Consider the following 12749-nt stretch of genomic DNA (forward strand, 5'->3'; position numbering starts at 1 on the left):
TCCATGGCCTGCGCAAACTGAGCAACGGAGTTCCGTCCACAACGGAGTTCCGTCCACAACTGAAAGTGAACAACGGCATGGCGGTTCCTCTGATCCAGGCGGCGATGGTCGGCGCCTACGTCGTGGGCCAGCATCTGCGCGGCAACCGGCGCTTCCCGCTGGTCCTGATGCTGGAACCGCTGTTCCGCTGCAACCTCGCCTGCGCGGGTTGCGGCAAGATCGACTATCCCGAACCGATCCTGCGCCGCCGCCTGTCGGTCGCGGAATGCCTGGACGCGGTGGAGGAATGCGGCGCGCCCGTCGTCTCCATTGCCGGCGGCGAGCCGCTGCTGCATCCGGAGATCGACCGGATCGTGGCCGGGATCACGGCGCGGCGGAAGTTCGTGTACCTCTGCACCAACGCCCTGCTGCTGGAAAAGCGGCTGGACCGCTTCAAGCCAAGCCCCTTCTTCACATGGTCTGTCCACCTCGACGGCGGGCGGGAGGAGCATGACCGGGCGGTCTGCCAGGACGGCGTCTTCGACCGCGCCGTGGCGGCGATCCGGGCGGCGAAGGCGCGGGGCTTTCGCGTCAACATCAACTGCACCCTGTTCGACGGGGCGGAGCCGGCCAAGGTCGCCGCCTTCTTCGACGAGGCCATGGCGGCCGGCATCGACGCCATCACCGTGTCGCCCGGCTACGCCTACGAACGCGCCCCGGACCAGGAGCATTTCCTGAACCGCCGCAAGACCAAGGAACTGTTCCGCGCCGTATTCTCGCGCGGCCGGGGCAAGGGTTGGCGGTTCGCGCAGTCGCCGCTGTTCCTCGACTTCCTGGCGGGGAACCAGACCTACCACTGCTCCCCCTGGGGCAACCCGACCCGGAACGTCTTTGGTTGGCAGCGCCCCTGCTACCTGCTGGGCGAAAGCTATGCGCCGAGCTTCCGCGCGTTGATGGAAGAGACGGACTGGGACGCCTACGGCACCGGCCATTACGAGAAGTGCGCCAACTGCATGGTCCACAGCGGCTATGAGCCGACCGCCGTGGACGAGGCCGTGCGCCACCCGCTGAAGGCCATGGCCGCCGCACTGCGGGGTCCCCGGACGGACGGTCCGATGGCTCCGGAGATCCCGTTGGACCGCCAGCGCCCGGCGCAGGAAGTCTTCTCACGCCACGTCGCCGACGCGCTCCACCGGATCGAGGCCGAGGACGCCCCCCGGAAACGCGCCGGCAGCCGCGTGTAGCGCCAGCAAGGCCCACCCGAAGTCCAGGCCCAGCCGGCATAGCCCGGCAACCTGCCGGGGCTCCCCCGCGAGCCGCGCCAGCACCGCCGCCGGCGCGATCCGCCCTTGGCCGTCCAGCCCCGACAACGCCAGCGGCGGCAGCGCGCGGCCCGCCGGGTCGGCCACGGCGCGCAGCACGGCGAAGGGCCGCCCCCGCCGATGGCACACCCGCGCCACGGCGAGGCTTTCCATATCGACGGCCAGCGCCCCCGTGCGGGTGTGGAGATCGGTCTTTTCAGAGACGGCGACGACCGGGCGGGTGGCCCCGGCCACCGCCCCTGAACGGGCCTGCGGAAACGCACCGGCCAACCGGCTCCGCCACACCGGATCCGTACCGTAGGAAACACCGTCACCGACCACCGCCGTCGCCAGGACGAGCGTTCCCGGCCGCAGGTCCGGCGCCAAGCCGCCGGCAACGCCGAAGCTGACGATACCCACCGTCCCGGCATCCAGCAGCGCCTCCGCCGCCGCTTCGGCGTCGGCGCCCGCGCAGGCCACGGGAAGGCCGGTCCGGCGGGCAAGCCGAGCCTCGACCGCCATGCCGGTGAGCAGGGCCGGCATCATTGGGAGAGCCAGTAGCGCAGGGTCAAGCTCGTCTCCAACCGGCCCGGCCCGACCGTGACGGCGGCGTTCTTGAAGCTGGGTGGGGCCATGCGTACGGGGGCGTCGTTGCTGAAGCCGAAGCCCTCCAGCGGCACGCCGAGGAAGTTGCGGTCGATACGCTCGTTGCCGTTCTCGTCATGGTACACGCGCACGGCGTACGTCCCCGGCGGCACGCCGGGCACGGTCACCGTGACGGCCCCCGCCTGCGCCGGAACGGAGGCCCGGAAGGCGCAGGTTCCGCCGATGAAGACCTCCTCCGCGCAGACGCCGACGACGATGCTGCCCTGGTCGTTCCGGACACCCTGGACCCGAACGGCCACCTCCCCCGCCATGGCCCCCGCCATGGCCGGCGCGGCGGCCAGCAGAAGCGCCAAGGCGAGCTGCGCCATCACCCCCGCAGCGCCCGGTACCGCGCCAGCGCCCACAGCGGGAAGGCGGCCGGATAGCCATGGTACTTCAGGTAGAAGACGCGCGGGAAGCCCACGGCGGTGAAGGGCTCCTCGCTCCACAGGCCCTCGGCGTTGCGGGTCGCCAGCAGGTAATCGATGCCGCGCGCCACCGCCGGGTGGTCCACCTGCCCCGCCGCCATCAGGCCGAGCAGCGCCCAGGCGGTCTGCGAGGGCGTGGCGACCGGCCCTTCGCCGCGCGGGCCGTCCGGCCAGTAGGAGGCGCCGTCCTCCCCCCACCCGCCGTCCGGCCTCTGCCGCGACAGCAGCCAGCGCGCCGCCCGCGCCACCTCCTGCGCGGAGGACGGCACCCCGGCAGCGGCCAGCGCCTCCAACGCCGACCACGTTCCGTAGACGTAGTTGGTGCCCCAGCGTCCGAACCACGCGCCGTCCGCCTCCTGCTCCCGCTCCAGGAAGGAGAGCCCGCGCCGCAGGGCGAAGGTGTCCCGGTCCTCCCCCAGCCGGGCCAGCATCATGACGCAGCGGGCCGTCACGTCCGTGGTCGGCGGGTCGAGCAGCGCGCCATGGTCGGCGAAGGGGATGTGGTTCAGGAAGTCGTGCTGGTTCTCGGCGTCGAAGGCGCCCCAGCCGCCGTTGCGGCTCTGCATGCCGACGATCCAGTCGCGGGCGCGCCGGATCGGCGTGTCGTACCGCCCGGCGTCGATGCGCTGGAACGCCATGACCACCATGGCGGTGTCGTCGGTGTCCGGATAGTGGGGGTTGGTGTACTGGAAGGCCCAGCCCCCCGGCGCCAGCCCCGGCCTCTGCCATGCCCAGTCGCCGACCACGTCCAGGATCTGCCGCCCGACCAGCCAGTCGGCGCCGCGCCGCGCCGCCTCGACCGCCACCGGCATGCCCGTCTCGCACAGGGCGTTGCAGATGATGGCCGTGTCCCAGACCGGCGACAGGCAGGGCTGGCAGTAAGTCCGCCCCGGCTGCCGCACCAGCAGCCCGCGCAGAGCCCGCCGGGCCATGGCGGCGTCCGGATGGTCCGGGCTGTGGCCCAGGCAGTGGAACATCAGGACCGCGTTCGCCATGGCCGGGAAGATGGCGCCCAGCCCGTCCTCCCCGTTCAGCCGCTCCGTCACGAAGCGGACGGCGCGGTCGATGCCCTGCTGCCGCCAGTCGGCGGGAAAGCGCGGCTCCACCGCGTGCAGGGCGGCGTCCAGCGCCCGGAACAGGGTCGCCCAGCCGCTCCGGCCGGTGTTGCTGTGCCAGTTGCGGACCCGCTCCGGCGGTTCCGTGAACAGCTCCGAAATGCGGACTCCGCGCGGATTGGCGGCGCGCGGGCGATAGGCCATCACCACCAGCAGCGGCACCACCACCGTCCGCGACCAGTAGGAGATGCGCGAGATGTGAAAGGGCGACCACTCCGGCAGGTTCATGATCTCCACCGGCATGGCCGGCACGGCCCGCCAGGGGATCTCGCCGAACAGGGCCAGCAGGATGCGGGTGAAGACGTTGCAGCGGGCCGCCCCGCCGCGCGATAAGATCGCCTCGCGCGCCCGGCGCATGTGCGGGGCGTCCGGCGGGTCGCCCGCCGCCTTCAGGGCAAAATAGGCCTTCACGCTGCAACTGACGTCCATGGCGCCGCCGTGGAACAGCGGCCAGCCGCCGTCCGCCCCCTGGCCGGCGCGGATGAAGGCGGCCAGCTCACCCTCCAGAACCGGGTCGATCTCGTCGAGGATATGCTGGAGAAGCAGGTATTCGGCGGGGATGGTGGCGTCGGCTTCCAGCTCGAACACCCAATGCCCGTCGGCCCGCTGCCGCCGGACCAGCGCGTCCGCAGCACCAGTCACCGCCTCCGCCAGGGCCTCGGCCGACGGTTCCGCCCGCCGGACCCGAAAGGCCGCGCTTGCCTCGTCTTTGTACATCCCGTTTCCCGGATTCCCATTATTCTGGGGCACATGAGGTGCCGCGCCGGGGCCGGGGCGGGAAGTAACATACGGTAGTGTACGTTGGGCGGCGTTCGCGGTTCTGACAGAGTGCGCCGCTATCGAATCAGGAGGCGCTTGCGCGTGCTGGACCGCCTGACGGCTTTCGGAAAAGCCATGATCGCCGGCGCCAGCGCGGCGTCCTGCCGGTGGCCGATCACGACGGTCGTGGTCACCGTCCTGCTGTCCGTGCTGGCCACATGGTATTCGGCCGAGCGTCTGGCGATCAGCACGAGCACCACCGACATGATCGCGCCCGAGGCCGCCTTCCGCCGCAACACGGACACCTACCGGCAGGCCTTCCCCTTCGCCGACGACCAGATCGTCGTCGTGGTGGACTCTCCCTCTCCCGACCAGTCCGACGCGGCGGCCTTGAGGCTGGCCGAATTGATGGCCGGATACCCGCAGGCGCTGGCCGGCGCCGAGGTGCCCTCGGCCGATCCGTATTTCCGCCGCTACGGCCTGCTGTTTCTCGACACCGACGCGTTGCAGGACTTGGCGACGCGGCTGGCCGGCGCGCAGGCCGCACTCGGCGCGCTGAACGCGGCGCCGAATCTGCGCGGGCTGGCCGACCTGCTGGACCTCGTCCTCGGCCACACGGACGAAAACGCCCCGGCATCGCTGGCCGATCTGCTGAACCGCCTGGCCGACAGCACGGCGACGGTCGCCGAGGGGCGGCCCGTGCCGGTGTCCTGGACCGGGCTGGTCCAGGGCGAGGAGGACCAGATCGGCAACCGGCGCTTCGTCCTCGTCCAGCCACGGCTCGACAACGCCTCCTTCGGGCGGGGGCGGCCGGCGGTGGAGGCGGTGCGCGGCGCCGTCGCCAGCCTGAAGAACGAACCCTCCGGGCAAGGGGTGGAGGTGCGGGTCACCGGCGCCGTCCCTCTGCGCCAGACGGAGCTCGACACCGTCGCCAACACCGCCGGCCTCGCCACGATCCTGTCTTTCGTGCTGGTGTCGGCGGTGCTGATTATCGGCATGCGGTCCGGGCGGCTGATCGCCTGCGTGATGCTGCTGCTCTTGCTGGGGCTGTCGCTGAACGCCGGGGCGGCGGCGCTGACGGTGGGGCGGCTGAACCTGATCTCCGTCACCTGCGCGGTGATGTTCTTCGGGCTCGGCGACGATTTCGGCAGCCACCTGGGCCTGCGCTACCAGGAAGGGCTTCGGCTCGGCCTGTCGCGCGTCGCGGCGGCGGTGGAGGCGGCCAAGGGCGTCGGCCCGGCGCTGGTGCTCAGCACCACCTGCGCGGTGATCGGCTTTCTGTCCTTCGTCCCGACCGACTATGTCGGCATGGCGGAGTTCGGGATCATCTCCGCTCTCGGCATGGGCATTGCGCTGTTCATCAGCCTGACCGTGCTGCCGGCCCTGATCGTGCTGCTGCGGCCGGGCCAAGGCGTGGCGCCGCCGGTGCAGGAGGATCGGGGCTTTGCCGGTTGGATCACGCGCAACAGCCGCGCCATCCTGATCGGGGCGGGGATCAGCGCCGTCGCGTCGGTGGCGGCCCTGCCTCTGGTCCGGCTGGACGTGAACCCGCTGAACCTTCAGGACCGCCGGACGGAGGCGGTGCGCACCTACCGGGAGCTGGCGGAGACGCCGCGCACCTCCCCCTATTCCGTCAACATCCTGACGCCCGACCTGGACACGGCCCAGACCCTGGCGGAGCGGCTGCGCGCCCTGCCGGAATCGGGGGGCGTGCGCACCTTCGCCAGCTTCATTCCCAAGGACCAGGAGGCGAAGCTGCCGATCCTGGCCGACATGGGCCTTCTGCTCGGCCCCAGCCTGACCGCCCCACCGACCGCGCCTGAACTGGACGAGGCCGGGCGCGCCGAGGCGTTCGGGGCGCTGAAGGCCGTGCTTGCCCGGTACATCGCGGACAAGGGCGGCGCCCCGGATGTCCGCGCGGCGACGGAGCGCTTCGCCAAGGCGCTCGACCACGTGCCGGAAGACCGGCTTGAGACGTTGGACGGAGCGCTGACCAGCGGCCTGCCACCCCTGCTCGAACGGCTGCGGGACGGCATCGCGGTCGAGCGGCCGGTGACGGCGGAGGACGTGCCGGACAGCATCAGGCGGCGCTGGATCGTCCCGGACGGCCGGGCGCGAATCGAGGTGCTGCCGACCCACGACATCTCCGACAGCCGCGAGATGGCCCGGTTCGCCGACGCGGTGCTCGCCATCGCCCCCAACGCCACCGGCGCCCCGGTGACGGTGACCGAGGCCGCGCGCGTGGTGCGCACCGCCTTCGCCGAGGCGACCGGGCTGACCCTGGTGCTGATCGCCCTTCTGCTGGTCCTGGTGCAGCGGTCGCTCTCGGGCCTCGTCCTGATCCTGGCGCCGCTGCTGCTGGCGGCGCTGTGGACCATGGCCACGGCGGGGGTGCTGGGCATCCCCTTCAACTTCGCCAACGTCATCGTCATCCCGCTGCTGTTCGCGCTGGGCGTGTCGAGCAGCATCCACATGGTCTCGCGCGGCCAGGAGCTGGTGCGGGAGGGGGCACCGGAATCCTCCTTCGGGATTGAGCTTCTGGTGACCAGCACGCCGCGCGCCGTTCTGGTCAGCACCCTGACCACCAGCACGGCCTTCGCCACGCTGGCCATCTCCAGCCATCGGGGGCTGTCCAGCATGGGGATCCTGCTGGCGATCTCCATCACCTACACGGTCATCGCTTCGCTGATCGTTCTGCCGGGGCTGATGATCGCGTGGCACCGGTACAGAACAAGAGCCCGTCCGCCGTCACCGATCCCATGAGCAACCGCCCATCCCAACCCACAGCAACGGTCGCGGCGGAAAAGCGGCCGCCGTCCTCGTCCAGAAGAATGCCGCCGTCGAGAACCGCAACCCGCGACCGCGCCGTTTCCCCACCCGGCCAGCCGTAGCGGTGCAGGGCCAGCCGGAACAGCGAAGGGTGCAGGGCCATCAGCACGCCGCCATCCGGACCGGCGGACAGGTTGTCAGGGCCGCCGGGGACGGCGATCCGTTGCGGCGTGGCGGTGCCGCCGGACAAAAGCGCCGACAGGGGATAGACCAGCACCGCCCGCTCCCGCGTCGCCGCGACGTAGAGCCGATCCTGCTCGGGCACCGCCAGGATACCGTTGGCGAAGCCGATGCCGGAGGCCAGGACGCGGACGCCGCCGGCCTCGGCCAGCCCGACGAAACCGCCCCGCTGGCCCATGACATTTTCCCACAGCACGGAGGCCCAGCCACAGCCACCGTGGCTGCTGGTGAACAGGAAGCGGTCGCCGTCGAGGGCGGCCACGTCGTTGACCCGGCACAGCAACGGATCGGCGACGGTGCCCCGGTGGCGCAACTCCGTTCCGTCCAGCCGGTAGCGCTCCACGGTGGTCGAACCGTCGCGGCGGCGGTTGACGGCCAGGACGGTGCGGGTGCCGTCCTCCTCCGCGCGCAGGTCGATGCCGTGCGGGCGCAGGCCATCGGCGAGGGTGCGCACCTCCACGCGATCCGCCCCGTCCAACGCGACCAGATCCAGCAGGTAAAGGCCGCCGTCCGTGTCGGCGCGGCGGTCGTAAGCGGAGAGGACCGCTTGGCCGCGCGGCGCGTCCAGAGCGATGTCCTCAATGCCGACGACGCGCTGGCCGTTCGCCGTCACGGCGACGGTTCGGCAGTCGGCGAAGGCCATCTCGGGTACAATAAGGCCGGACACCATCAACAGGACCGCCAGCCATAACAGACATCTCAGGGGCTGCCGCTTCACGGCATCGCCGCCCGGTCACCCCAGCGGGCCACGAAGGGTGCCCATTCACGGTCCACCCGCGCCCGCCCCTCCTCCGACAGGCGGTGGCGGTTCTTGGCGTAGCTGCGGACGGCGGTCAGGTAGGCGTCGAAGCGGGGACGCGCCTCCTCGTAGCCGGGAAGATCCAGGGTGCGGTAGATGCGCTCGACCTCGGCCATCGGGTCCTTCTCGAATTCTTCGAAGGCGACCTCGACGAACTGACCGGGCGGCAGGTCGGCGGTGTCATCAATCAGGGCCTGCATGACGCGCGGGTAGTGGTCGAGCACCGCCCGCTCGACGTCGATGTGGTCGTGGGGCTGAAGCGCCAGCTTTCCCAGCAAGGTCTGGTAGAAGCCGACCGTCGAGACGAACACGGCGCGCGGGTCGCGGTGGATGTGGATGAAGCGGGCGTCCGGCCAGATCGCCCGCATCATCGACACCCGCGCGCTGTAGACCGGGTTCTTCAGCAGGATTTGCCGGCCGCCCTGGGACAGCGAGACCTTCTCCAGAAAGTACAGGAAGCGGCGGCGCCACGCCGCGACCTCCGCCTCCGTGCAGCCATCGAAATAGAGACCGCGCCGCAGATTCTCCTCGAAATGCCGGGGGAAGTAGAGACCGTGGTAGAAGGACAGCGGCGACATGTTCGCCAGCGCGATCTCGTCCTCCTGCGGGCTTTCCGGGGTGACGGCAACGTTGTCGATGTAGCGGCGCTCCGGCAAGGCGCGCTCCAGCAGGGGACGCAGCAACCGGCCGAGCCCCAGCATGTCCCAGGGCAGGCCGACCGCGATGGGGTCGATGATGCCGAACCGGGGATCGCGGCTCAGCACGTTGTAGAGGTGCGTGGTGCCGCTGCGCCAGTGACCGAGGATGAAGAGCGGGGCCGGCACGGGGCCGTGCTTGTGCCGCGCCCAGGCCACCCACCCCGCCTCGGCCAGCGAGCAGGGCGCGCGCAGCAGGCCGGAGGCCAGCGCCGCGGCCACGGTGGGCAGGGCACGGGCGGACGGCGGGCCATTGCGGGCCAGGACCGCCAGCAGGGTCGCCGCGTCGCAGCCATAGAGCGGGTGGCTGTCTCCCATCGGGCACCCTCCGTTTGCCGACGATGCGCGACAGGATAGACCGCGTTGGCACCTGTTACATCCCACGCGGATGGTTGAGTCCGCCTGCCCCGAAAGGCACACTTTGTTTATGCACACCCTTCTCGCCCGCCGAACCTGGATGCGTCTCGCCCTCGCCTTGGCCATCATGGCGGCGGGGCTGATGCCGATCCCCGCTCTCGCCCAGCCGGCCGGCGCCAGTGGCACCGTGGCGCGGCTGAACGAGGCGATCATGGCGCTGATGCAGAACCCGACGAAGGAAAACCGGCGCGCCCGGTTGCAACGCTTCCTGCCGGTGATGCAGGAGACCTTCGACCTGGAGGCCGCGTTGCGCGTCGCCGCCGCCCCCTATTTCGACAAGAGCGACGAGGCGGAGCGGCGCCAGACGCTGGACGCCTTCGCCCGGCGCAGCGCCGCCCAGTATGTGGACCGTTTCGACAGCTACGACGGCCAGCGCATCGAGATCGTCGGGGAACGGCCGGCCCAGCGCGGCATGGTGCTGGTGGACACCAACCTGATGCGGCGGGCCAAGGACCCGGTGCGGCTGACCTACCTGCTGCGGCAGGAGGCGGGGCAGTGGCGCATCCTGGACGTGCTGGCGAAGGGGACGGTCAGCCAGCTGGCCACCCAGCGGTCGGAATTCCAGACCGCCCTGCGCAGCGGCGGCCTGCCGGCGCTGACGCGGGACCTGAACGCCAATGCGGACAAGCTGTTGGGCGGGGCGTGATTGGCGACCGCGCTCGTCACCGGGGGCAGCGGCTTCATCGGCGGCCATCTGGTGGCGGCGCTGACCGCGCGCGGCGAGCGGGTGCGGATTCTGGACGTCTGCGAACCAGCCAACGCCCCGCCGGGGGTGGAGTTCAGGCACGGTTCCATCCTTGATCCAGAGGCGGCGGCGCGGGCGATGGAGGGGGTAGAGCAAGTCTTCCACCTCGCCGCGCACGCGCAGCTGTGGTTGCCCGACCCGGCGGACTTCGACCGGGTGAACCGGGAGGGCACGCGGATCGTGCTGGATGCCGCCCGTCGGGTGGGGGTTCGGCGGTTTCTGCATTGCTCGACGGAGGCGGTGCTGGTCGGGGCTCCCCCAGCGCGGCGGCTGGATGAGAGCGCCGATCCGGGGATCGAGGACTTGGCCGGGCCTTACTGCCGGTCAAAGTGGCTCGCCGAGCGGGAGGCGCTGGCAGCGGCGCGGGATGGCTTGCCGGTGGTGGTGGTCAACCCGACCGCCCCGATCGGGCCGGGAGACCGGACGCCGACGCCGCCCACGGCCATGCTTCGGCTGTTCCAGGCGGGCGGCCCCCGGCTGATCCTGGACTGCACCCTGAACCTCGTGGACGTGCGGGACGTGGCAGCCGGCATGCTGCTGGTGGCGGAGCGCGGCCGCGTGGGCGAGCGGTATCTGCTGGGCGGCACCGACATCCGCTTGGCGGAACTCGCGGCGCGCATCGACCGGCTCATGGGGCGGCCGGTCGCCAAACGCTACGCCGTGCCCGGCGGCGTGGCCCTGGTGGCGGCGCGGGTGGAGGAGTGGCTGTCCGACCACGTCACCCGCCGGCCGCCCCACGCGCCGGTCACCGGGGTGCGGCTGGCGCTGGGAGCCGGCGGGTTCGACAGCGGAAAGGCGATGCGGGAGCTGGGCTACCGGACGCGTCCATTGGAAGAGACGCTGGCGGATGCCTTGACCATGCGCTGAGAGCATGGTTCCAATCGTGCTCCACAACGCCAAAGATTCGTCCACATAAGAATGCGTGAGCTATGCGGACATCAGCCGCGCAGCACGTCGCGGCTGGCCAGCACAGCGCCGCCCATGATCAGGGCGCAGGCGGCCCAGACGGTCCAGCCGCCGGTGGCCTGCCCGAACAGGATCAGCAGGAAGGTGGAGGTGAGCGGCGTGGCGTAGGACAGGACGCCCAGAGCCCGGATGTCGCCGCGCTTCACGCCGTGGTCCCACACGAAGAATGCGGCCCCGACCGGCCCGATGCCCATGGCGAGCACGGCCAACCATTCCCCGCCGGTGGGGATCACGGTCGTCTCGAACAGCAGATGGCACAGGCCCGCCAGGATCGCGGTGGCAAGGCAGAAGCCGCCGACCGCCTCCGTCGGGACGTTGCCGAAGCGGCGCGACAGCACCGAATAGGCCGCCCAGGCGACGGCGCCGGTCATCGCCGACAGGTAACCCGGCAGGGCGCCGGCCTCCAGCGACAGGCCGCGCCCGCGCCCCGTCACGATCAGCACCGTGCCGGCCAATCCGCACAGCGCGCCCAGGATGTGCCCGCGCTTCAGCCGCTCGCCCGGCAACAGGGCGGAGAACAGAACGATCAGCAGCGGCCACAGGTAGTTCAGCAGATTGACCTCGACCGCCGCGTCGGGCGCCAGACGGAAGGCCAGGAAATAGAAGAAGTGATAGCCGAACAGCCCGGCGATGCCCAGCAGCCAGACCGGCCAAGGCTGGCGCAGCACGCCGATCACGTCCTTGCCGCGCGCGGCGCTGGCCGCCGTACCGACAATGAAGGCGACTGCGAAGGACATGGCGACCAGCTGAAACGGCGGTATCGTGCCGGACAGCGCGGTCAGCAGCGCCAGCGTGGACCACATCAGGATGGCCATGCCGCCGATGGCGGTGGCGCGGCGGACTTCGGCGGCGGGGGCGGAGAGGGCTTCGGTCGTCATCCCGCGTGATTAACCCACGCCGTGGGGCGGCGCAACCCCGGCCAGGGCCCGTGAAGCGCGATTGTGGGGAGGACCAACAAAGCCTGGGTATTGCCGGGCATTCGATGCAATTCTGGCGTGACGTTTTGCGACCGGCGTGGCGATCCGATGGGCGCGAGTCAAAGCGGGGAGAGCGCCTTCCGCATCGCTTCCGCTGTGGCGGTGTCGGCCGGGAAGAAGGCTTCGATGGCCAGTTCCGACAGGGTGACGTCCACCGCCGTTCCAAAAACCGTCGTGGTGCTGAAGAAGCTGAGCAGCCCGATTTCCGTCCGAAGCCGCAGAGGGACCACCACGCCGTCGTGCGACGACAGCGGCTCGCCCCGGCTGTGCGGAGCCTGCCCATCGGGAGCCGGGTAGCCCTTCAACTCGTCGAACAGCGCCACCAGCGCAGGATCGGCGCTGACGTCGATCTGGTGCGTCAGCCGATGCAGGATGTGCCTCCGCCACTGGGCGTAATTCTCGATCCGCGACGCCACGCCGGACGGGTGGAGGCTGAGGCGCAGCACGTTCACCGGAGGCTGGAGAAGCTCCGGCGCGGCACCGGCGAGCAGCGGAGCGACCGCCCGGTTGGCCGCGACCAGCGTCCAGTGCCGGTCCACGGCCAACGCCGGGTGAGGCTCGTGCCCGGTCAGCACGAGGTCGACGGCTTGGCGGGCGGCCTGCATCTCGGGATCGTCCAGCCGGTGTTCGGAAAAGACCGGGGCAAAGCCCGCAGCGACGAGCAGCGCGTTGCGGTCGCGCAGCGGAATGTCCATCCGCTCCGCCAGATGGAGCAGCATGGTCCGGCTGGGCTGTGAACGTCCCGTTTCCAGAAAGCTGACGTGCCGGGTCGAGATGTCGGCCTCGCAGGCGAGGTCGAGTTGGCTGAAACCGCGCCGCTTGCGCCATGCGCGCAGCAGTTCGCCAACCGGTTGGCGCGGCACGGTCCTGGGGGATGGACGGTGTCGGACGGCTGTCTGCGGCATGGATCCTCG

11 protein-coding genes are annotated in these 12749 nt (G+C 70.9%); 4 read left to right on the forward strand and 7 right to left on the reverse strand.

Annotated elements, in window-relative coordinates; all coding sequences use genetic code 11:
- Positions 1 to 77 precede the first annotated feature (77 nt).
- Positions 78 to 1223 (forward strand): adenosyl-hopene transferase HpnH, encoded by a 1146-nt coding sequence (gene hpnH / locus J2852_RS20600; protein WP_209879037.1) that lies wholly within the window; start codon positions 78 to 80, stop codon positions 1221 to 1223.
- Here hpnH and J2852_RS20605 read toward each other — a convergent pair.
- The 3 genes from J2852_RS20605 to shc are packed head-to-tail and all read right to left on the reverse strand — an operon-like array spanning position 1146 to position 4185.
- Complete coding sequence (locus tag J2852_RS20605) at positions 1146 to 1826, reverse strand: phosphorylase family protein (RefSeq protein ID WP_209879039.1); 681 nt, start codon at positions 1824 to 1826, stop codon at positions 1146 to 1148. The genes hpnH and J2852_RS20605 overlap by 78 nt on opposite strands.
- On the reverse strand, positions 1823 to 2254 hold the full coding sequence (locus J2852_RS20610) for a DUF2141 domain-containing protein (RefSeq protein ID WP_246499883.1): 432 nt from the start codon (positions 2252 to 2254) through the stop codon (positions 1823 to 1825). Before J2852_RS20610 ends, J2852_RS20605 begins: the two co-directional genes overlap by 4 nt.
- On the reverse strand, positions 2254 to 4185 hold the full coding sequence (gene shc, locus J2852_RS20615; RefSeq protein WP_209879041.1) for a squalene--hopene cyclase: 1932 nt from the start codon (positions 4183 to 4185) through the stop codon (positions 2254 to 2256). Before shc ends, J2852_RS20610 begins: the two co-directional genes overlap by 1 nt.
- A gap of 144 nt (positions 4186 to 4329) precedes the next feature.
- On the opposite strand from shc, the gene J2852_RS20620 reads away from it, so the two are divergent.
- Positions 4330 to 6990: an MMPL family transporter gene (locus tag J2852_RS20620; RefSeq protein WP_343206791.1), complete on the forward strand. Its 2661-nt coding sequence runs from the start codon at positions 4330 to 4332 to the stop codon at positions 6988 to 6990.
- Here J2852_RS20620 and J2852_RS20625 read toward each other — a convergent pair.
- Together J2852_RS20625 and J2852_RS20630 are read right to left on the reverse strand one after the other, a co-directional pair.
- Complete coding sequence (locus J2852_RS20625; RefSeq protein ID WP_246499884.1) at positions 6902 to 7906, reverse strand: SMP-30/gluconolactonase/LRE family protein; 1005 nt, start codon at positions 7904 to 7906, stop codon at positions 6902 to 6904. The genes J2852_RS20620 and J2852_RS20625 overlap by 89 nt on opposite strands.
- A 44-nt stretch (positions 7907 to 7950) precedes the next feature.
- Entirely contained in the window at positions 7951 to 9048 is a 1098-nt protein-coding gene (locus J2852_RS20630) for a sulfotransferase family protein (protein ID WP_209879043.1), read from the reverse strand.
- 139 nt (positions 9049 to 9187) lie between these two features.
- Here J2852_RS20630 and J2852_RS20635 point away from each other — a divergent pair, with 139 nt between their 5' ends.
- Together J2852_RS20635 and J2852_RS20640 are read left to right on the forward strand one after the other, a co-directional pair.
- Entirely contained in the window at positions 9188 to 9793 is a 606-nt protein-coding gene (locus J2852_RS20635) for an MlaC/ttg2D family ABC transporter substrate-binding protein (RefSeq protein WP_209879045.1), read from the forward strand.
- Positions 9794 to 10759: an NAD-dependent epimerase/dehydratase family protein gene (locus J2852_RS20640; RefSeq protein ID WP_209879047.1), complete on the forward strand. Its 966-nt coding sequence runs from the start codon at positions 9794 to 9796 to the stop codon at positions 10757 to 10759. It begins immediately after the preceding gene.
- 71 nt (positions 10760 to 10830) lie between these two features.
- Here the strand turns inward: J2852_RS20640 and yddG are convergent, their stop codons facing one another.
- Entirely contained in the window at positions 10831 to 11736 is a 906-nt protein-coding gene (yddG, locus tag J2852_RS20645) for an aromatic amino acid exporter YddG (RefSeq protein ID WP_209879049.1), read from the reverse strand.
- Between the two features lie 158 nt (positions 11737 to 11894).
- Positions 11895 to 12740, reverse strand: coding sequence for a helix-turn-helix domain-containing protein (locus tag J2852_RS20650; RefSeq protein WP_209879051.1), 846 nt, complete (start codon positions 12738 to 12740; stop codon positions 11895 to 11897).
- Positions 12741 to 12749 lie beyond the last annotated feature (9 nt).

Source organism: Azospirillum soli (assembly GCF_017876165.1).
Classification (GTDB): Bacteria; Pseudomonadota; Alphaproteobacteria; order Azospirillales; family Azospirillaceae; genus Azospirillum; species Azospirillum soli.